The 18,546-nt window shown below is 58.5% G+C and carries 20 protein-coding genes; 18 read left to right on the forward strand and 2 right to left on the reverse strand.

Features of this window, described 5'->3' with window-relative positions; genetic code table 11:
• The first annotated feature begins 6 nt into the window (after positions 1 to 6).
• Positions 7 to 1,752 carry a sensor histidine kinase gene (locus tag OLX77_RS02000; protein ID WP_307631911.1) on the forward strand — a complete coding sequence of 582 codons (1,746 nt, stop codon included), beginning with the start codon at positions 7 to 9 and terminating at the stop codon, positions 1,750 to 1,752.
• A gap of 18 nt (positions 1,753 to 1,770) precedes the next feature.
• On the forward strand, positions 1,771 to 2,391 hold the full coding sequence (locus tag OLX77_RS02005; RefSeq protein WP_307631912.1) for an ANTAR domain-containing response regulator: 621 nt from the start codon (positions 1,771 to 1,773) through the stop codon (positions 2,389 to 2,391).
• A gap of 72 nt (positions 2,392 to 2,463) precedes the next feature.
• On the opposite strand, the gene OLX77_RS02010 is transcribed toward OLX77_RS02005, so the two are convergent.
• Entirely contained in the window at positions 2,464 to 3,816 is a 1,353-nt protein-coding gene (locus tag OLX77_RS02010; RefSeq protein WP_307631913.1) for an MFS transporter, read from the reverse strand.
• 249 nt (positions 3,817 to 4,065) lie between these two features.
• Here OLX77_RS02010 and hisD point away from each other — a divergent pair, with 249 nt between their 5' ends.
• The 4 genes from hisD (at position 4,066) to can (ending at position 8,010) form a co-directional block, all read left to right on the forward strand.
• Positions 4,066 to 5,376 carry a histidinol dehydrogenase gene (gene hisD, locus OLX77_RS02015; protein WP_307631914.1) on the forward strand — a complete coding sequence of 437 codons (1,311 nt, stop codon included), beginning with the start codon at positions 4,066 to 4,068 and terminating at the stop codon, positions 5,374 to 5,376.
• Positions 5,377 to 5,529: 153 nt separating this feature from the next.
• A complete protein-coding gene (locus OLX77_RS02020; protein ID WP_307631915.1) occupies positions 5,530 to 5,901 on the forward strand; it encodes a response regulator in 372 nt (123 codons plus the stop codon).
• 6 nt (positions 5,902 to 5,907) lie between these two features.
• Positions 5,908 to 7,347, forward strand: a complete 1,440-nt coding sequence (locus OLX77_RS02025; RefSeq protein WP_307631916.1) for an HD-GYP domain-containing protein — start codon at positions 5,908 to 5,910, stop codon at positions 7,345 to 7,347.
• A 33-nt stretch (positions 7,348 to 7,380) separates the two neighbouring features.
• Positions 7,381 to 8,010 carry a carbonate dehydratase gene (gene can / locus OLX77_RS02030; RefSeq protein ID WP_307631917.1) on the forward strand — a complete coding sequence of 210 codons (630 nt, stop codon included), beginning with the start codon at positions 7,381 to 7,383 and terminating at the stop codon, positions 8,008 to 8,010.
• A 52-nt stretch (positions 8,011 to 8,062) separates the two neighbouring features.
• Here can and nifA read toward each other — a convergent pair whose 3' ends face one another.
• Positions 8,063 to 9,667, reverse strand: a complete 1,605-nt coding sequence (gene nifA / locus OLX77_RS02035) for a nif-specific transcriptional activator NifA (RefSeq protein WP_307631918.1) — start codon at positions 9,665 to 9,667, stop codon at positions 8,063 to 8,065.
• Positions 9,668 to 10,169: 502 nt separating this feature from the next.
• On the opposite strand from nifA, the gene nifH reads away from it, so the two are divergent.
• From nifH to OLX77_RS02095, 12 genes are all read left to right on the forward strand, one after another.
• Positions 10,170 to 10,994 carry a nitrogenase iron protein gene (gene nifH / locus OLX77_RS02040; protein WP_307631919.1) on the forward strand — a complete coding sequence of 275 codons (825 nt, stop codon included), beginning with the start codon at positions 10,170 to 10,172 and terminating at the stop codon, positions 10,992 to 10,994.
• An 83-nt stretch (positions 10,995 to 11,077) separates the two neighbouring features.
• Positions 11,078 to 11,434 carry a P-II family nitrogen regulator gene (locus OLX77_RS02045; protein WP_307631920.1) on the forward strand — a complete coding sequence of 119 codons (357 nt, stop codon included), beginning with the start codon at positions 11,078 to 11,080 and terminating at the stop codon, positions 11,432 to 11,434.
• Positions 11,431 to 11,805, forward strand: coding sequence for a P-II family nitrogen regulator (locus tag OLX77_RS02050; protein WP_307631921.1), 375 nt, complete (start codon positions 11,431 to 11,433; stop codon positions 11,803 to 11,805). The genes OLX77_RS02045 and OLX77_RS02050 overlap by 4 nt, the downstream gene beginning before the upstream one ends.
• Before the next feature lie 11 nt (positions 11,806 to 11,816).
• On the forward strand, positions 11,817 to 13,457 hold the full coding sequence (gene nifD, locus OLX77_RS02055; protein WP_307631922.1) for a nitrogenase molybdenum-iron protein alpha chain: 1,641 nt from the start codon (positions 11,817 to 11,819) through the stop codon (positions 13,455 to 13,457).
• Positions 13,458 to 13,577: 120 nt separating this feature from the next.
• Entirely contained in the window at positions 13,578 to 14,951 is a 1,374-nt protein-coding gene (nifK, locus tag OLX77_RS02060) for a nitrogenase molybdenum-iron protein subunit beta (RefSeq protein WP_307631923.1), read from the forward strand.
• 117 nt (positions 14,952 to 15,068) lie between these two features.
• A complete protein-coding gene (locus tag OLX77_RS02065) occupies positions 15,069 to 16,214 on the forward strand; it encodes a radical SAM protein (protein ID WP_307631924.1) in 1,146 nt (381 codons plus the stop codon).
• Between the two features lie 26 nt (positions 16,215 to 16,240).
• Positions 16,241 to 16,546: a (2Fe-2S) ferredoxin domain-containing protein gene (locus tag OLX77_RS02070; RefSeq protein ID WP_307631925.1), complete on the forward strand. Its 306-nt coding sequence runs from the start codon at positions 16,241 to 16,243 to the stop codon at positions 16,544 to 16,546.
• A gap of 12 nt (positions 16,547 to 16,558) precedes the next feature.
• The gene (locus OLX77_RS02075) at positions 16,559 to 16,744 is read left to right on the forward strand and encodes a hypothetical protein (RefSeq protein WP_307631926.1); all 186 of its coding nucleotides are present in this window, start codon (positions 16,559 to 16,561) and stop codon (positions 16,742 to 16,744) included.
• Positions 16,745 to 16,791: 47 nt separating this feature from the next.
• The gene (locus tag OLX77_RS02080) at positions 16,792 to 17,091 is read left to right on the forward strand and encodes a hypothetical protein (RefSeq protein WP_307631927.1); all 300 of its coding nucleotides are present in this window, start codon (positions 16,792 to 16,794) and stop codon (positions 17,089 to 17,091) included.
• 14 nt (positions 17,092 to 17,105) lie between these two features.
• A complete protein-coding gene (locus tag OLX77_RS02085; RefSeq protein WP_307631928.1) occupies positions 17,106 to 17,555 on the forward strand; it encodes a GNAT family N-acetyltransferase in 450 nt (149 codons plus the stop codon).
• Positions 17,556 to 17,572: 17 nt separating this feature from the next.
• Positions 17,573 to 18,022, forward strand: coding sequence for a hypothetical protein (locus OLX77_RS02090; protein WP_307631929.1), 450 nt, complete (start codon positions 17,573 to 17,575; stop codon positions 18,020 to 18,022).
• Between the two features lie 22 nt (positions 18,023 to 18,044).
• Positions 18,045 to 18,266 (forward strand): Nif11-like leader peptide family natural product precursor, encoded by a 222-nt coding sequence (locus OLX77_RS02095; protein WP_307631930.1) that lies wholly within the window; start codon positions 18,045 to 18,047, stop codon positions 18,264 to 18,266.
• Positions 18,267 to 18,546: the final 280 nt, after the last annotated feature.

Below are 18,546 nucleotides of genomic sequence, written 5' to 3' on the forward strand. Positions count from 1 at the left end.
CAGCCCATGCCCCGGAGCATTGCCAACAAGATCTCCCTTGCCGCCCTGTCGCTCACCATGGCCGTGGTCCTGACCCTGGGCACGGCGAGCTATCTCTTCACCCGGCACACCCTCAAGGAGCAAATTAAAGAAAAGCTCTCCTTTGAGGCGGCCCTGATCAGCCACCGGCTGGAAGCGCGCCTGGACAACATCAACAACGACATGCGCAACATGTCGGCAAATCTCATTGTGGTCAATGCCCTCGTCGATTCGGCGGGACGGGAGATGTACGTTGAGCCGTTTCTCCGCAGCTACCATCTCCCGCAAAACATCCCCTGCCTGCTCACCCTCTGCGATTTTTCCGGACACCCGATTATCTCCTGCCAGGGGCCGGAAAAATTACGGGTTTACTCGGATCAACCCCTGCTGACCCAAGTGATCACCCACCAGCGTCCCTTGGCGCGCCTCGAGCAGAACGAACAGGGAAGCAATCTGCTTATCGCCTACCCTGTTCTCTATGGCGCCACCGGCCAGGCCGAAGGGTTGCTGGTCCTGGAGCTGCCGCTCAGCCCCCTTGTCAGCGCTTGCCTGCCAAAGATCCCCGGCGCAGAAGGTCACATCTTCAAGCTCTCGGACAAGGACGGCGAGATCTGGACAACCGCCAAGGACCATACCCCGTCCATATTAAGCACCACAATCCAACTCAAGGGCCAAGCCCCCCTCGACCAACTGGCCCTGGCCCTGACCGTTGGCCAAGAAAGCAGGCTGGCATATGCCTCACTCACAACCTTGACGGGCATCTATCTTGTCATTGGCATCTTGATCCTCCAGTTAACCATTGCCGCATCACGGTTCATGGCGAAAAAACTTACCGCCCCCCTCGTCGCCCTGACCATAACCGCCGATCAGGTGACCAAGAGTAACGATCCAACCAGCCAGATCACCGTTACCAGCCACGATGAAATCACCCAGCTGGCCTCTTCGTTCAAAACCATGCTCGCCCGTCTCCAGGAATCGCACGATTCCCTGGAACAACGGGTAGCGGAACGCACCAAAGAACTGCACTCCCTGAATGCAGAGCTGGTGAATGAAGTGGCTGAACGCATTCGTGCCGAGGCAAAAACGCGGGAGTATGTCGAGACACAGGCCGTACTCCTCCGGGAGGTGAACCACCGGGTCAAAAACAATCTGGTCGCCATCATCAGCATGCTGCACCAGGAGGAGGACCGGGCCAGGGAAAAGGGGATGCAGGAATACGAGCACCGCATCCAGGAAGTGGTCTGGCGGGTGGCTGGGCTGCTCACCGTACACCGGCTCCTTTCCTCCTCGGAGTGGAAACCCTTGCCGCTGAGCCAGCTCTGCGAAAGCGTGATTCAGGAGACCCTCAAGGGATTATCCGCATCCTCCTCGATTCGCCTGAGTGTTTCTCCCTCTGACCTCTGCGTGGATAGCGATCAGGCCCATTCCCTGGCCATGGTTTTAAACGAATTGAGCACCAACACCATGAAGTATGCCCTCTGCGGGCGGGATACCGCCAGTATTAGCGTAGCCATCGAGCCACGGGACGGTTCGATCCAGCTCACCTACCAGGATGACGGCCCCGGCTTTCCCGAACCGCTCCTGCGGGGGGACTTCTCCGACAGCGGGATCGGCATCACTCTGGTGAACGGACTGGTGACAAGAAACATGCAGGGAACAATTACACTGGCCAACGACAACGGGGGGGTGGCCCGCATTTCCTTCCCGGCAAAAGCCCCTGAGCCGGCGGCTTGATCGCAAGGAGAAACAATCATGAATGATCGACATATCCGATTGGTGGTGGCGGAGGATGATTTTCTGGTCTGCGAGGAAATAAAACGCATCCTGCGGGGAAGCGCCTATGAAGTGATAGGCGAGGCAGGCAACGGCGGGCAGGCAGTCCGGCTGGTTGCCGAACTGCACCCCGATGCCGTGCTCATGGATATCAAGATGCCAGAAATGGATGGCTTAGAGGCCTCGCGCCGCATCACGGAAACATGCCCCACCCCCATCGTGATCATGACCGCTTACGAAACCGCGGATCTGGTCGAAACGGCGAGTAAGACCGGGGTTGCCGCCTTCCTGACCAAGCCGCCGGTGCTGGCGGAAATCGACCGCGCCATCACCATCGCCCTGGCCCGCCATGCCGATCTGATGGAACTGCGCCGGGTCAATCAGGAACTCCAGACCGCCCTCGGGGAAATCAAGACCCTGCGGGGCATCTTGCCGCTGTGCAGCTTCTGCAAAAAGATCCGCACCGCGGAGGGAACCTGGGAAAATGTCGATGTGTATATCCACAAACATACCGAGGCGGACATCAGCCACGGCCTGTGCCCGGACTGCCTGAAGGAACACTATCCGGACATATATCTTGCCATGCCGCACGACACATAGAAGCGCCCGCGTCCAGGCCTTGGCTCCACGCCGGGGCTGAATTCGGCACATCCTTGCCCGCCGCAAAGCCCCTTACTTCTTTTCGCCAAAACCCAAGGTAATCCAGAACACCCTGGCAAGGGAACGCACGGGCTGGCCCGGATGGATCAGATGACGCAGCTCGCCGATGGGGGGCTTGCCCTCCTCCGGGGACAGTCCGAACATGCAAGAGGCCGCAGCCAGCCCGAGCCCCCCGGCGATGCAAAAACAGAGGCGGAACCCGAGCAGCCCCAGATGGTCGATGAGCAGACCGGCCAGGATCGGCGGCAGGCCGTTGGCGGTGGAGACCCCGAGAATCCAGAGGCTGGTGTAGGCCACCCGTCCCTCGTCGCGCACCCGGCAGAGCATGCCGCGGGCGCTGACCATGGTGAAGGCGACATTGAAGATGGCGCTGAACACGATAATCGGCAAGGCGAGCAACCCGGTCATTCTGCCGCCCGGCAGCAGCCCCCACCAGGCGAAGGCCAGCAGGGCATGCGCCACGAGAAGCTGGATCATGGCCGGCACGCTGCCGAAGCGGTCCGCCGCCCTGCCCCAGAAATGGACGGTGCAGGCCACCCCGATCCCGCCCGCTCCAAGAAGAAGCATGATCCTGGTTTCGGAATAGAAGAGCATGTCGCGCAGGTACATGACCGAGGCGGCATTGAGCCACATGAGCGAAGCGATCCCCAGCATGGCGAGGAAGAAAAAGCGCCGGTACTCTCGATCCGCCAGCGCCTCGCGCAGGGCCGGGCTCCGACCACCAACCCCGATCTCCGCCACGCGCCGCTTGCCGCCCGGGATCTTTCGCAACAGCTGCACGCTCCATAAGCCAGCGGTGATGCCCGCCCCGTAGAGGAGGAAGAAACGGCTCAGCCCCTGGCCCAGGCCGAGGATCAGGGCCATGCTGACGGCAACGACGATCATGATCACCTGGCTCATGGCCGCCTCGATGGAGAAGTAGGAACCAAGGAGCGGCCGGGGCACGATCTCGTGCAGCCAGGGATACCAGGCGCCCACCCCCACGGCCCGGATCAGGGAGAAGGCCAGGGTGGCGAAGAGCAGCACCTGCCAACCGGCCGCCTCCCCCCAGCGGAGCACCGCCCAGGGGAGGAGAAACACCGAGAGGGCCAGGATGTTTCTCCCAAGCCAGGTCCACATCAGCAGCTTGCGGGGCCCAAGCCACTCCACCAAGGGCACGGCGAAGACCACCAGCAGCATGGAGATGGGGAGAAAGGAAAGGAGCAGCCCGACCCAGGCCGGGGGCATGTTCAGGGCCCGGGCAAAGAGGACCAGCGCCTGCCCGGCGATGCATTGCCAGGAAAAGACGTTGACCGCCGTAAAGATCAGAAAAAGACGGGGCGGCTGGGGAAGCTCCCGCACCGCCGTAAGATAGGAACGCAACATGGTGTACCCCGGAAAAAAGGAAAGAGGTCAGACAACCCCCAACAGATCTTAGTTTAGCCGCCCACCGGCCTCTTGGCAATGCCAAGCAGGGCCGGGAATCTTGCCCATTTCCGCGAAGAGGGCTTTTCTTCCCCTCTAATCGCTGGTATAGAAAGAACTGGTATCAGAACAGCAACCACCATTAAAAAAACGCGACCTAAATCCCCAGGCTGCGCCCTCGCCTGCCGCTGAACATTAGAAAGGTGCACCATGCTCATCACCCCCGTTGCCACGACCGCCGCCAAAGGCAAAAAAATCCTCGCCACCCTGCGCAACCGTTTTCAGCTGGCCGACCCAGCCTGCCAAGAGGCGGTGTCCGGGATCATCGGTGAGATCCGCCAGCGCGGCGACGAGGCGTTGGTGGAATACATCCGCAAGTTCGATGCGCCCAAGATGAGCGTCAAACAGCTGCGGGTCAGCGACCAGGAGCTGCACGACGCCCTGGAGTCGGCGGAGGACGAGTTTCTCGACACCCTGGAGCTCGCCATCGAGCGGATCTACACCTTTCACGAGCGGGAGAAGGAACAGTCCTGGATGGTCACCCGGGAAGACGGCACCATCACCGGCCGGCTCGTGCAGCCGGTGGATTCCGCCGGCCTCTATGTGCCGGGCGGCCAGGGGGGGAAAACGCCCCTGGTTTCTTCCGTATTGATGAACGGCATCCCCGCGGCCATCGCCGGGGTGGAGCGGCGGGTGATGATGACCCCGCCGGATAAAAACGGCAAGGTCAACCCGGCCCTGCTGGTGGCGGCGCAGGAAATCGGGATCACCGAGATCTACAAGGCGGGGAGCGCCTGGGCCATCGCGGCCCTGGCCTACGGCACCAAGACCATCCCTGCGGTGGACGTGATCGTCGGCCCCGGCAACCAGTATGTAACCGAGGCCAAGCGCCAGGTTGCAGGGAGAGTGCGCATCGACATGATCGCCGGACCCAGCGAGATATTGATCATCGCCGATGAAACCGGCGAGCCCTCCTATATCGCCGCCGACATGCTGGCCCAGGCCGAGCACGACCCGTTGGCTCTGGCCATGTGCATCACCACCAGCGAGAAATTGGCTGGCCAGATCGTCAAACAGCTGGAAAAACAGCTGGCCAAGCTGAGCCGGGCCGAGATCGCCAAAAAATCCCTGGGCGAGCGCGGGGTGATCTTGGTGGCCAAGAACCTGGACGAGGCCATCACCCTGGCCAACGACATCGCCGCCGAGCATCTGGAGCTGATGGTCGCCGAGCCCTTCCACTGGCTGACCCGGGTCCGCCATGCCGGGGCGATCTTCCTCGGCCGCCACACCCCGGAATCGGCCGGCGATTACCTGGCCGGCCCCAACCATGTGCTGCCGACCATGGGCACGGCCCGCTTCTCCTCGGCCCTGGGGGTGGAAACCTTCATCAAGAAATCGAGCCTGATCGCCTACTCCGAAGAGGCCTTAAAGGCGGACAGCGCCCATATCCAGCTGCTCGCCAAATTGGAAGGGCTCACCGCCCATGCCAATTCCGTGGCCATCCGGACCAAGAAAAAATAGAGCGAAGGGGCCAGGAATCGCCGCGCATCCCTAACATACGACAGGGCGAAAAAAAGCACCGATATTTTTTTGCTTCCCCCCCCTTTTCGGAGTATATTGACTACCGAGTATCCCGTAGTACTATTGTTACCTGAGAGATTGCAAACAAGGTCCATGCTAAAAACCATCCTCATAGTCGACGATTCCGCCATGATCCGACGCATCGTCAGCCAGCTTGTCCAACAACTGGGGCACCAATCCATCACCGCGGAAAACGGCCTTCTGGGGTTCGAACTGGCCGTCAAGAGCCAGCCGGACATGATTATCATGGACATCGAAATGCCGATCATGGGTGGCTTCGAGGCAACCTGGAAAATCAAGGCGGACCATCGCACCTCCCATATTCCCGTGGCCTTTTTTACCGCCCTGGGGAGTGAAGAGAGTATCGTCCAGGCCAAGGAAGCGGGCGGCATCGGCTTTTTAAACAAGCCGATCTGCCGGGAAGAACTCTCCCAGGCCATCCACGACATCATCGGGACGGCCTGAACAGACATGGCCTCTATCCGCGACCATCTCTTCGACAGCTCTTTTTTAGACCAATCCATCGCCTATCTGGCCGAGGCGCATAAGCTCGCGATCACCGTGCTCGACAGCGACGGCGCCACCGTGGCCAGCCGCCGGAGCGAGGGCAGCGACACCCCGACCAGCCGCGCCTATCCCTTCAGCTTTTCCTCCGACATCGGCAGTATGGTCTGCGGGGCGCCAAACCCGGAGCAGCTGGAGCAGGCGGAACCGCACATCCGCTATTGCCTGTCCGCCTTGAACAGCCAGCTGATGCGCGAGACCGAACTCCAGGAAACCACCGAGGAGATGCTGCAGCTCGCCAGCCAGATGAACTTCCTGTTCAAGGTGGCCAAGCAGATCATCGGCATCGATGATCTGCAGAAATGCTACCAGATCATCCTGGAGGAAATCGCCAAGGCGACCAAGGCGGACCAGGGGTTTATCCAGACCAAGGGGCGGTGGGACGAGGAAATCTGCGTCACCCACCGGATGAGCGAGGCGGAAGTTGCCGCAAGCCGGGAGAGCAGCAACCTGCAGCGCTCCGCAGGCGTCTCCACCATCATCTGCGCCCGGGAGGACGGCGCCTCGCTGCTCTACTCGCCGATCAAGGAAAAGGACGGATTGAGCGGCCAGATGCTCTTTATCCGCGCCCTGGGGCACCGCGCTTTTTCCGCCTCCGAAAAACAGCTGGTCGCGATCATCGAAAACATCATCTCGCCGACCTTTGAAACCCTGCGCCTGTATGACAGCCTGCAGGATCTCTACCTGAACACGGTCAAGGCGTTGGCTGCGGCCATTGACGCCAAGGACCAGTACACCCACGGCCATTCCTTCCGGGTGGCCAAGTATGCCATGGCCATCGGCGGAGAATTGGGGATCGACAGCCAGCAGCTCAATGACCTGGAAATCGCCGGCTACATGCATGACCTGGGCAAGATCGGCATCTCGGAACTGATCCTGGGCAAGCCCGGCAAGCTCACCAGCGAAGAGTTCTGCCTCATTCAGCAACACCCGGTTTTTACCGACAAGATCCTCCAGCCCATCAAGCTGCCGCCCCACATCCTCGAAGGGGCAACCCAGCACCATGAACGGATGGACGGCACCGGCTATCCCGGCGGCCTGGTGGGCATGGACATCTCCCGGTTCGGTCGGATCATCGCGGTGGCGGATGTTTTCGATGCCCTTACCTCCAAACGCCCTTACCGGGACGCCTTGCCGGTGGAAGAAGCACTCCAGAAGCTGTGCGAAGGGATCGACACCCTGTTCGATCGCGAAATGATCCTCGCCTTTATTGCCGCCTTGCAGTCGGACCGGAGCAAGGAGGTTTTGGGCGAGATCAACATGAGCCTGCGCCACAACGACCTCCAGAACTTGAATCACTTTCTCGTCGAACTGACCGAATTCGCCATGACCAGCAAGCGCGACTAACCCTCTTAGACAGAGCACAACGCAAGGAAATCCATGCAGGTTCTCAAGCATCTTTTCGACAACAACAAGAACTGGGCCGCCAACATCAAGAAGGCGGAGCCGGACTTCTTCAGCAAACTCGCGAGCCAGCAGCGGCCGGAATACCTTTGGATCGGCTGCGCCGACAGCCGGGTGCCGGCCAACGAGATCGTCAACATGCTGCCGGGCGAGATCTTCGTGCACCGCAACATCGCCAACGTGGTGGTGCATACCGACCTCAACTGCCTCTCGGTGATTCAGTACGCAGTGGACGTGCTCAAGGTCAAACACATCATTGTCTGCGGCCATTACGACTGCGGCGGCATTACCGCCGCCCTGGAAAACAGCGAACACGGCCTCATCGACAACTGGCTGCGACACATCAAGGATGTCTACCGCTTTCACAAGAAAGAGATCGACGCGCAAACCACGGAAAAAGAGAAGCTCGACCTGCTCTGCGAACTGAACGTGATGGAGCAGGTGGCCAATGTCTGCCATACCACCATGGTCCAGAATGCCTGGAAATCAGGGCAGGAACTGGCGGTGCACGGCTGGATCTACCGGGTGAGCGACGGCATCCTCAAGGATCTCAATGTCTGCACCACCGGGATCCACGAGATCCCCACCATCCAGCGGATCGTCTGACCCCAGGGGCAGCAACCTGCCAGCGCCGCTCATCACTGCCAGCCTCTTGTATTCAAGAAAACTCCGGCAGGACAATGTCGTATTTTTTGATCCGGTACCCCATCTGCCGCTGGGTGAGCCCGAGTTCCCGGGCCGCCCTGGCCTGTACCCACCCGTGTCGCCGCAACGCCGCCACCACCTCTTCTTTCTCCATATCCTTTAAAAACTTATGCGTTCCCTTTTCCTCCGCAACCCCGCCGGTCAATGCCTGGTACCCGACGCCGGCTCCCTCAATGCGGCAAAAAGGCGCGGCTGACTCCTCCGTTTCCGTGACTGCGGTGATGTAGCTGGGCAACTCCCGGGAAACGATGCTCTCGCGATCCGCCATGATCACCAACCGCTCGATAAGATTCTGCAACTCGCGGACATTGCCCGGCCAGTTGTAACCACAGAGGAGCTGAAGCACGGAGCTCGAAAGATGGACCTCCCGCTGGTTCATGCGATTGCTCTCCTTCAGAAAATGATCGAGGAGCAGGGGGATGTCTTCCCGGCGCTCCCGGAGGGGGGGCAAAATTACCGGGACGACGTTGAGGCGGTAGTAAAGATCCGCCCGAAAACTCCCCTGCTCGACACATGCTTCCAGGCTTCGGTTGGTGGCGGCAATGACCCGAACATTGACCGTGATGGTCTGGATGCCGCCCAGCCGTTCAAACATCTGCTCCTGCAGCACCCGCAGCAGTTTGGCCTGCAGGGCCAGGGGGAGCTCCCCGACCTCATCAAGAAAAATAGTGCCGCCGTCCGCCAGCTCGAAACGCCCCTTTTTGAGGGCGGCCGCCCCGGTGAAGGCGCCCTTCTCATGGCCGAGCAGCTCGCTTTCCAAAAGATTTTCCGGCAGGGCCGCGCAGTTGATTTTGATAAAGGGCTTGTTTGCCCGAGGGCTTGCCAGGTGGATGGCCCGGGCGACCAGTTCCTTGCCGGTGCCGGACTCTCCCAGGATCAAGGCGGTGGCCCGGCTGGGGGCGACCTTGTCGATGTAGTTGTACACATCCTGGATCCGCTTGCACTGGCCGATGATGTTGTGTTGGTTGTAGCGGTTGCGCAGCTCCTTTTTGAGCAGCAGGTTCTCTTCCACCAGCACCTGCTGCCTGTGGGAGACCGCCTTGTGCAGCCGCAGGAACTGGGCGATGAGCATGGCAACCACGGTGAGAAAACGGATGTCTTCCTCAAAGGAGATCTCCGGACCGAAGAGCCGGTCCACGGAGAGAACGCCCACCGGTCCCTCGGGCAGCATGACCGGCACGCCGATAAAGGAGATCTCCCCCTTGGGCAGATTGGCCCGGGCCCCGGTTCGGTTCAGGAAAAGCGGTTCGCTGTGGATGTCCGGCACCACGAAAGGATAGCCGCTCTGAAAGATGCGGCCGATCACCCCCTCGTTGGGTCGGTAAATCCCGCGTCGCTCCTCCGCTTTGCTGAGCCCGTATGAGGCAGCGATGGAGAGCTGCTCGCCGCCTTCTTCCTGGAGGACCAGGGTCGCCCGCTCCATACGCAGGGTTTCGTGGAGGATCCCCAATACCTCCGCAAGGGTTTTCTTGATATCCAGAGCCGAGCCGATGAGCTGGCTTATCTGGTACAGAGCCTGCAGCTCAAGGCGTTCGGTTGGGTAGTCGGGTTTGCTCATGATCTGTATCAGCCTTTGTCTTTGATTCGCCGAAACGGAAACTTCCGGCATTACTTCTTTGTGTATGAAATAAGCAATAAATGTTCCAATACTTCAAAATTGTAACATTATAGACGGAATCACCACATAACATGCCGAAATTTAAGTTAAATTAAAAACAGACCGTGCCGAGGCACCGAAACAACAAACACACAAAAGTTACATTTTGCGTAATATCAATTTAAATAAATACACACAAATGTAATTAAATACCTCCACAGCACCTTGCTCGCGCGGTTCATCGACCTTCCTTTTTGTAGCCTAGTTTACAAAAGAGAACCCAGCACATGCTCTCTTCTTGCTAAAACAACACCTTATAAAACCTGTAATATTATACTGTTACGTAAATTTTATTCGCCTTGCCTCGGCTCTGGCACACACCTTGCGTTACCAGCAAATGACGGCAACGCATGCCAATGGAAATTCAAAACCCATATTCAATACAGAGCGAGGAGGATTCAAGATGCGCAAAGTGGCAATTTACGGAAAAGGCGGAATCGGCAAGTCAACCACCACCCAGAACACCGTTGCCGGCCTGGTGGAGTTGGGCAGAAAGGTCATGGTAGTTGGTTGCGATCCCAAGGCGGACTCGACCCGGCTCCTGCTTGGCGGCCTGGCCCAGAAATCGGTCCTCGATACCCTGCGCGAGGAGGGCGAGGATGTTGAACTCGACGATATCCGCAAGGCCGGATACGGCGGCACCTGGTGTGTTGAGTCCGGCGGACCCGAGCCCGGCGTTGGTTGTGCGGGGCGCGGCATCATCACTTCCATCAATATGCTGGAATCCCTCGGCGCCTACGAAGAGAGCGAAGGGCTGGATTATGCCTTTTACGATGTCTTGGGCGACGTAGTGTGCGGCGGCTTTGCCATGCCCATCCGCGACGGAAAGGCGGAGGAAATCTACATCGTGGTTTCCGGCGAGATGATGGCCATGTACGCGGCCAACAACATCAGCAAGGGCATCATGAAATTTGCCCAGAGCGGCTCTGTACGCTTAGGCGGCCTGATCTGCAACTCGCGCGCCGTCGACAATGAGGAGGAAATGATCTCGGAATTTGCCAAAAAGCTCGGTACCCACATGATCTACTTCGTGCCCCGCGACAACGACGTACAGCGCGCCGAGATCAACCGCAAGACCGTTCTCGAGTGGGACCCCAAGGTCAAACAGGCGGACGCCTACCGCGGTCTCGCTAAGGCCATCGACGATAACAAAAAGTTTGTCATTCCCACCCCCCTGGAGATCGAGGAGCTCGAGAAACTCCTGATGGACTACGGCTTGATGAACTAGGAGGCAGCTGACAACCGTAAGCTGCCAGCGAGGGTTAACCCAACAGCAGCGAGCAACACCAAAAAAATAATGGAGAAACAACCATGTTGACTATGATCAGAGCAATTGTCCGGCCGGAAAAAGCAGACAAGGTCCTTGCCGCCCTCATGGAGGCGGGCTATCCGGCGGTAACCAAGTATTCCGTGGCAGGCCGCGGCAAACAGCGCGGCATCAAGATCGGCGAGGTCACCTACGACGAACTGCCGAAGGTTATGCTGATGAGCGTTATCAACCCCTCGGACAAGGAGTTTTTCATCGAGACCGTGATGAATACGGCCCGCTCCACCGGCAAGGGCGCCTTCGGCGACGGCAAGATTTTTGTTTCCGAGGTGGAGGAATCCTACACCATCAGCTCCGGCGTCAAGGAGACAGATTATGTCAAGGAGGGGGTGACGCCATGAAAGAGGTGATTGCCATCGTGCGGATAAACATGATGAATCAAACCAAACAGGCCCTCACCGACTGCGGAGTGGATGCCTTCTTTGCCCATGAGGCCCAAGGCCGCGGCGTAGGCTTTGTCAGCCCGGCAGTTCTGGAAGGGGCCGTGCAGGGGTATGAAGAGGCCGCCGCACTTTTGGGGGAAAAGGGCAAGCTCTACCCGAAACGAATGATCACCGCGGTGGTGGAAGACTCCATGGTGGGCTGCGTGGTGGAAACCATTATCAATACGAATCAGACCGGTCTGCCTGGCGACGGCAAGGTTTTTGTTTTGCCTCTCACCGATGCGGTCCGGGTCAGGACAGGCGAGACGGGCGTTAAATCCATCTCATAAGGAGAAATACAATGGCAACAGCAACAAAGAACAAGCTGGTGCAGTGGGGTCCTGCCGAGGTCAAGTCGGCACTCCTTGAGAAGTATCCGCCCAAGGTAGGCCGTAAGCGCGCCAAGCAGATCATGATCAACGAAGCCCTGCAGAACGAGACCCCGGAGCTCACCGCAAACGTGCGCACCATTCCCGGCATCATCACCATGCGCGGCTGCACCTATGCCGGCTGCAAGGGCGTTATCATGGGGCCGACCCGCGACATCGTCAATCTGGTGCACGGCCCCATCGGCTGCAGCTTTTATGCCTGGCTGACCCGGAGAAACCAGACCGATGCGGGGCCTACCGGGGAAAATTACATGAACTACTGCTTTTCCACGGACATGCAGGAGCAGGACATCATCTTCGGCGGCGAAAAGAAGCTGGCCCAGGCGATCCAGGAGGCGTACGACCTCTTTCACCCCAAATCCATCGCCGTGTTCGCCACCTGTCCGGTGGGGTTGATCGGGGACGATATCCATACCGTGTCCAAGAACATGAAGGAAAAATTCGGCGACTGCAACGTCTACGCCTTTTCCTGCGAAGGGTACAAGGGGGTGAGCCAGTCCGCGGGCCATCACATCGCCAACAACCAGGTGTTCAGGCATCTGGTGGGCCAGAACGACGAGGTGAAGCCGGGCAAGTACAAGATCAACCTCTTGGGCGAGTACAACATCGGCGGCGACGGCTTCGAGATCGACCGGATCTTCAAGAAATGCGGGATCACCTGCATCTCGACCTTTTCCGGCAACTCGACCTACGACCAGTTCGCCTCCTCCCATACCGCGGATCTCAATGCGGTCATGTGCCACCGCTCCATCAACTATGTGGCGGACATGATGGAGACCAAGTACGGCATTCCCTGGGTCAAGGTGAATTTCATCGGCGCCAAGGCCACGGCCAAGAGCCTGCGCAAGATCGCCGAATATTTCGGGGAAAAGGAGCTCATCGATACGGTGGAAAAGGTGATCGCCGAGGAGATGCCCGGAGTAGAGGCGGCCCTGGCCGAGATCACTCCCCGGACAGAAAATAAGACCGTCATGATGTTTGTCGGCGGCTCCCGGGCCCATCATTACAAGGAACTCTTTGACGAGCTCAAGATGAAAACCATCTCGGCCGGCTATGAGTTCGGGCATGAGGACGATTACGAGGGTCGCCAGGTGCTGCCCAACATCAAGCTGGATGCGGACAGCCGCAACATTGAGGAGCTCGAGGTTGAGCCGGATGAAACCCGCTTCAAGCCGCGCAAAAGCGACAAGGAGATGAAGGCCCTGGACAAGGCGGGCTACAAGTTCAAGCAATATGACGGCCTGGCCGCGGACATGGACAAGGGCACGCTGATTATCGACGATCTGAACCAGTACGAGGCGGAAAAACTGGTGGAACTGATGAAGCCGGATCTTTTCTGTGCCGGCATCAAGGAGAAATACTCCATTCAGAAACTGGGCGTGCCCATGAAACAGCTCCATAGTTACGACTCCGGCGGCCCCTATGCCGGTTTTCTGGGGGCGGTCAACTTCTACCAGGAGATCGACCGCTTGGTGAACTCCAAGGTCTGGGGCTATATGAAGGCTCCCTGGCAGAAGAACCCGCAGTTGTCTGGTTCCTTTGCCTGGGAGTAAGGCGGCTGTGCCGGGCTGGAAATGAAAAGTTAAAAATGAAAAGTGAAAAGTGGAGGATGGCGAAGAGAATTTTCTCATTCTTCACTCTTCATTCTTCACCCACCACTAGAGGATACAACAATGCTCTTACGACATACACCCACAGAGATTACAGAGCGCACGGCCCTGACCATTAATCCGGCCAAGACCTGTCAGCCCATCGGCGCCATGTATGCGGCTCTCGGCATCCACGGATGCCTGCCGCACAGCCATGGCTCCCAGGGTTGCTGCGCGTATCACCGCTCCGCCCTGACCCGGCATTACAAGGAGCCGGTCTCCGCCTCCACCAGCTCTTTTACCGAAGGTGCCTCGGTTTTCGGCGGCCAGGCCAATATGCTCCAGGCCATCAACAACATCTTCACCGTCTATAACCCCGAGGTGATAGCGATCCACACCACCTGCCTCTCCGAGACCATCGGCGACGATCTGCCCCAGATCAAGAAAAAGGCGGTCGCGGAAGGAAAGGTTCCCGAGGGCAGGTATTTGATCAGCGCCTCCACCCCGAGCTACGCGGGATCGCACGTCACCGGTTTTTCCAACATGGTCAAGGCCATGGCCGGGATGGCGGAGCCAACCGGGAAAAAAAACGGCAAGGTCAACATCATCCCCGGCTGGGTGGAGCCTGCCGACATGGAGGAGATCAAGCGGATCACCGGAATGATCGGGGTGAAAACCATCCTTTTCCCGGACACCTCCGGCGTGCTCAACGGCCCGCTCTCCGGCGAGTACAAGATGTTTCCCGACGGCGGCACCACCGTGGCCGAGTTGAAGTCCACCGGGGACTCCAAGGGAACCCTGGCTCTGGGAGAATGGTGTTCCGCCGATGCGGCCCGTGAACTCGACAAGCAGCACAAGGTTCCCTGCAGCGTCTTGGACATGCCCTTTGGCCTTATGGCCACAGACCGGTTCATCGATGCCCTGCGGACCATCGCCGGGGTGTCCATCCCCGATGTGATTGTCAATGAACGCGGCCAGCTGGTGGACATGATTTCGGACATGCACCAGTATCTCTACGGCAAAAAGGTGGCCCTGGTCGGCGACCCGGATCAGCTCATCGCCATGACCGAGTTTCTGGTCTCCATGGATATGAAGCCGATCCATATCGTCACCGGTACCCCGGGCAAGAAGTTTGAAAAGCGGATCAAGGAACTCACCAAGGAGATGGGGCGTGAGGTCAACGTCAAGGCCAAAGGGGATATGTTCCTGCTCCATCAGTGGATCAAGAACGAGCCGGTGGACCTGATCATCGGCAATACCTACTGCAAGTATATCGCCCGGGACGAGGACATTCCCTACGTGCGTTGGGGTTTCCCCATTCTGGATCGGCAGGGGCATCAGTACTTCCCCACCGTGGGCTACAAAGGCGGCCTCAGGCTGCTGGAAAAGATCCTCGGTGTGTTGCTCGATCGTAAAGACCGGGATGATTCCGAGTCGAAGTTCGAGCTGGTGCTTTAGTTCCGACAAAATTGGGGCCAGATTCCAAATCTCTCCCCATCCTGAAGAGAGTACAACTGGCGGTGGCGGGGGAAGTGATTCCCCCGCCGCTCCTTGCGCATTACGCCGGAGGCCGGGATGACCATTATTCATTTACCCAAGACCAAACAAGGGTGCGGCACCAAGATTCCCCAGCGGCTTATCCTGCCGGTGGCCCCTCAGGCGGCAGCCCGGATCCGTTTCTGCGGTGAGGATCCCCTGCCCCAGGCGGTGCCCCTCCGGGGAGCGCTTACCTGGATTGCGGATTTGCTGGGTCAGGGAAGCGATCTTGCCGGGTTGGACCTCCATGGTCCGGGGGACCCTCTGGCCACCGTGACCATGACCCGGGACATCCTGGCCATGCTGCGGGAGCACTATCCTGATTTGCCCCTGGGCATTACCACCCTGGGGCTGGGGTTGGCCGAGCATGCCGGAGTGTTGGCCGAGCAGGGTGTTTCCAGGGTTACCCTGCTGCTGGATGCGGTTACCCCGCAGACCATCAAGAAAATCTACACCTGGATCCGGCCGGGCAAACGGAATACCCCCCTGGCGGAAGCGGCGGAGATCCTGATCGAATCGCAAGCCAAGGGAATCTCGGCCTGCAAGGCGGCAGGCATTGCGGTCTCTATCCAGACTACGGTGTATGGCGGGATCAATGAAGAGGAAATTGAAGAAATTGCCCGCCAGGCTTCCGGTCTCGGCGCAGACTCCATCAGCCTGCTGCCCGGGAAGGGATGGCTGAACAAGGAAGAGAAACTGCCCCTGCCCTCAGAAGAGACGATGGCGGCTCTGGCACAGAAGGCGGGCCAGCACCTCTCGGTTGTCTGCCTGCCGGAGCAAGCGCTCCAGGGCGAGGGTATCCCCTCGGCAGACGCAGGAGTCCTGTCCGTGCCCAAGCCGACCACGGCCAGACCCAATGTGGCCGTGCTCAGCGCCAACGGCATGGATATCGATCTCCATCTCGGGCAAGCCATCAAGGCGCTGATCTATGGGCCGAGGGAAGACGGCCTCCCCTGTCTGCTCGGGACCCGGGATCTCCCAGAGCCCGGCAGTGGTGACAACCGCTGGCAGCAGGTGGCGGAAATTTTAAACGATTGTTTTGTGCTTATGGCCGCCAGCGCGGGACAAAAGCCGCGGGATATTTTATCAAGCCACGGCCTGAGCGTACTTTTGCTGGAGGACAATGTCGAGGGCACGGTGGATGTGCTCTACGGCGGCGGCAAGAAAGGAAAAAACAGGAAGTAGTATTCACAATAGAGGAGATACTCAAAATGGCCATACCAGCGCGTCAGATCATCGTTTGCCAGAGTTTCCGGGTCGCCGGCGACAAGAAGGGCATTTGCCACAAGCAGACCGAAGGGTTTCTGCAATACATCGAAGAAGAGGTGCTCGATCGGGGGCTGGACTGCCTGATCAGCGCCACCACCTGCCTCAAGCAATGCGACTCCGGGCCCATCATGGTGATTCAGCCGGAGAACTGGTGGTTCAAGGGGGTGGACAGCGAAGAGGCCATCGACGCGATCCTGGACGGCCTTGAGGATGGCGAGCCTCCTGCCAAGTACCTGATTACCGCATAGGGTGGAGAGCAGATGACCTTTCGATCCTATCTGGAGTCAGGGGGCACCACTTGCCCTAAATGCGGTTCCAAGGCGATCAAGGCGAGTGCGCCACCGGAAAAAACCGGGCCCGGCCAGGTGCAGGTGTCCATGCTGTGCGCGACCTGCGGCGCCAGATGGCGGGATACGTATATCCTCAGTAAGTCCGAGGAGTTATGACCTACAGAGAAAATTGTGCACACAGAGCACGAGGGGGGGAGTTCGCCATGGGTCTCAAACCGCTGGGAAAGGTCAAAACCATAGTCGAGGCGGCGGGGATGGGTATCTCCTATGCCTATGATGATCTGGTCTTTCTGGAGCACAACTCCTTTTTGCTCCAGTTCACCGACAACGACCATGAGATCATGATCCACGTGAACAGCGAGGCGGACGAGGCCACGGTGCACGGCGATATAGAGAGACTGCAGGAGGTTGCTCGCAACCAGGCCATGCAATTCAGCCGCGGAACGCACTACACCTTGATCCCGGCGGGAGAGGATGCCATCCGCATCGAGTTCAGTGGCTAGGTCGGGAGGGTTACATGACACAAGCAGTGATACGACCCGCCAACCCTGGTGATCTTGACGCCCTGGTGGATCTGCTCCGCATGCTTTTTGGTATCGAAACGGACTTTGATTTTGCTGCAGCCCGGCAGCGTCGGGGGCTGGCAATGCTTTTGGCCCATGAGACAGCGGTTATTTTGGTCGCCGAGACAGCGGGACAGGTCATTGGTATGTGTTCCGGGCAACTGACCATCTCCACGGCAGAGGGGGGATTTTCTTTGTTGGTGGAGGATATGGTGGTTGCCGAACCATGGCAAGGGAGGGGGATAGGACGAGAATTGCTGACAACCCTGGAGCAATGGGCTGCAAGCAGAAAGGTCGGGCGGTTGCAGCTTCTGGCCGACCGGAACAATACCGCGGCTCTGGAGTTTTACCGCAAGCTCGGTTGGCAGCCCACCGAGCTTATCTGCCAACGCAGACGACTATAACCCGAGGAGGGAGAAGCATGGCGGAATCAGGGAAAGTTGTTACCCTGGCAGGGTTTCCCGAGGTCAAAAGCGAACCCATCAAGGGATGGCAAGAGTTTCTCCAGGAGGGCAATCAGTTTCTGGCCACGGCCAACAATGCCTATACGCAACGGCGAAAACCGTTCACCACCGAGATTCTTTACAATCTGGTGGCCATGGCCGTTGAAAAACTGATCATGGCCTTGCTCATGAAAAGCGGCAAGCTGCCGTATAACCACACCATGCACGATCTGGTGGAGTCTGTTGATGAGTTTCTACCCGGCGAACTGGCGGGTCTGGGGACAGACCTTAAGGCCTGGGATGGATTTCAGGATATCTGCGATATAGAGAGCTACTCCATCACTCCCCCGACCATGGGGCAGATAGGCGGCATGCTCAAACTTGCCTTGGAAGTTCAGTCGCGAATTATGACCTCTGTTATTAATTGATTGTATTATAAGGAGAAAGACCATGGCGAGAAAAGATGTAGAGGCATTGCTGATTGCCGGCGGCGGAGACAAACATGTCCGGGCCAAATATGATGTCCCTGGTACCCGAGAGGAGTTTGTCGCTCTGGCCGCGGAAGACGGCTATCATTTCACCGTTGAGGAGCTTGATGTGGTGCTGAAAGAGTCAGGCGATGTCTTTGAAAAAAACGGCAACCCGGCCAAGCGCCAGATCTGGTGGGTGTGAGGGGGGACTTTCATCCTGTTTTGCCAATGAGCAAGGCATGGCAAGAAGGTGCATTGACAGGCAGACCACCCCGCTGCTCTGCCTGAGCAGATATCTGTTGCAGTAAGAACCCGAAGGGGCCAGACAAAAATGTCTGGCCCCTTCTTTTTTGTCGCAAAGGTTACACAACCCTCCTTCGCCTCTTTTTCCTCCCGAGTCTTTCCGCCAAGATTAATCCGTATAACAGCAAGTAATCACTTGATAAAATAATATTTTCCCTGCGTGGCACACCCCTTGCTCT

This window comes from Thiovibrio frasassiensis (assembly GCF_029607905.1).
GTDB lineage: Bacteria > Desulfobacterota > Desulfobulbia > Desulfobulbales > Desulfurivibrionaceae > Thiovibrio > Thiovibrio frasassiensis.

Bases quoted from the DNA above. Each gene is read 5' to 3' on its own strand.
- OLX77_RS02085 (WP_307631928.1), top strand. From the start codon at position 17,106: ATGACACAAGCAGTGATACGACCCGCCAACCCTGGTGATCTTGACGCC.
- can (WP_307631917.1), top strand. From the start codon at position 7,381: ATGCAGGTTCTCAAGCATCTTTTCGACAACAACAAGAACTGGGCCGCC.
- nifA (WP_307631918.1), bottom strand. From the start codon at position 9,667: ATGAGCAAACCCGACTACCCAACCGAACGCCTTGAGCTGCAGGCTCTG.
- OLX77_RS02025 (WP_307631916.1), top strand. From the start codon at position 5,908: ATGGCCTCTATCCGCGACCATCTCTTCGACAGCTCTTTTTTAGACCAA.
- OLX77_RS02095 (WP_307631930.1), top strand. From the start codon at position 18,045: ATGGCGAGAAAAGATGTAGAGGCATTGCTGATTGCCGGCGGCGGAGAC.
- nifK (WP_307631923.1), top strand. From the start codon at position 13,578: ATGCTCTTACGACATACACCCACAGAGATTACAGAGCGCACGGCCCTG.
- nifH (WP_307631919.1), top strand. From the start codon at position 10,170: ATGCGCAAAGTGGCAATTTACGGAAAAGGCGGAATCGGCAAGTCAACC.
- OLX77_RS02020 (WP_307631915.1), top strand. From the start codon at position 5,530: ATGCTAAAAACCATCCTCATAGTCGACGATTCCGCCATGATCCGACGC.
- OLX77_RS02090 (WP_307631929.1), top strand. From the start codon at position 17,573: ATGGCGGAATCAGGGAAAGTTGTTACCCTGGCAGGGTTTCCCGAGGTC.
- nifD (WP_307631922.1), top strand. From the start codon at position 11,817: ATGGCAACAGCAACAAAGAACAAGCTGGTGCAGTGGGGTCCTGCCGAG.
- OLX77_RS02045 (WP_307631920.1), top strand. From the start codon at position 11,078: ATGTTGACTATGATCAGAGCAATTGTCCGGCCGGAAAAAGCAGACAAG.
- OLX77_RS02000 (WP_307631911.1), top strand. From the start codon at position 7: ATGCCCCGGAGCATTGCCAACAAGATCTCCCTTGCCGCCCTGTCGCTC.
- OLX77_RS02070 (WP_307631925.1), top strand. From the start codon at position 16,241: ATGGCCATACCAGCGCGTCAGATCATCGTTTGCCAGAGTTTCCGGGTC.
- OLX77_RS02075 (WP_307631926.1), top strand. From the start codon at position 16,559: ATGACCTTTCGATCCTATCTGGAGTCAGGGGGCACCACTTGCCCTAAA.
- OLX77_RS02005 (WP_307631912.1), top strand. From the start codon at position 1,771: ATGAATGATCGACATATCCGATTGGTGGTGGCGGAGGATGATTTTCTG.
- OLX77_RS02010 (WP_307631913.1), bottom strand. From the start codon at position 3,816: ATGTTGCGTTCCTATCTTACGGCGGTGCGGGAGCTTCCCCAGCCGCCC.
- OLX77_RS02080 (WP_307631927.1), top strand. From the start codon at position 16,792: ATGGGTCTCAAACCGCTGGGAAAGGTCAAAACCATAGTCGAGGCGGCG.
- OLX77_RS02050 (WP_307631921.1), top strand. From the start codon at position 11,431: ATGAAAGAGGTGATTGCCATCGTGCGGATAAACATGATGAATCAAACC.
- OLX77_RS02065 (WP_307631924.1), top strand. From the start codon at position 15,069: ATGACCATTATTCATTTACCCAAGACCAAACAAGGGTGCGGCACCAAG.
- hisD (WP_307631914.1), top strand. From the start codon at position 4,066: ATGCTCATCACCCCCGTTGCCACGACCGCCGCCAAAGGCAAAAAAATC.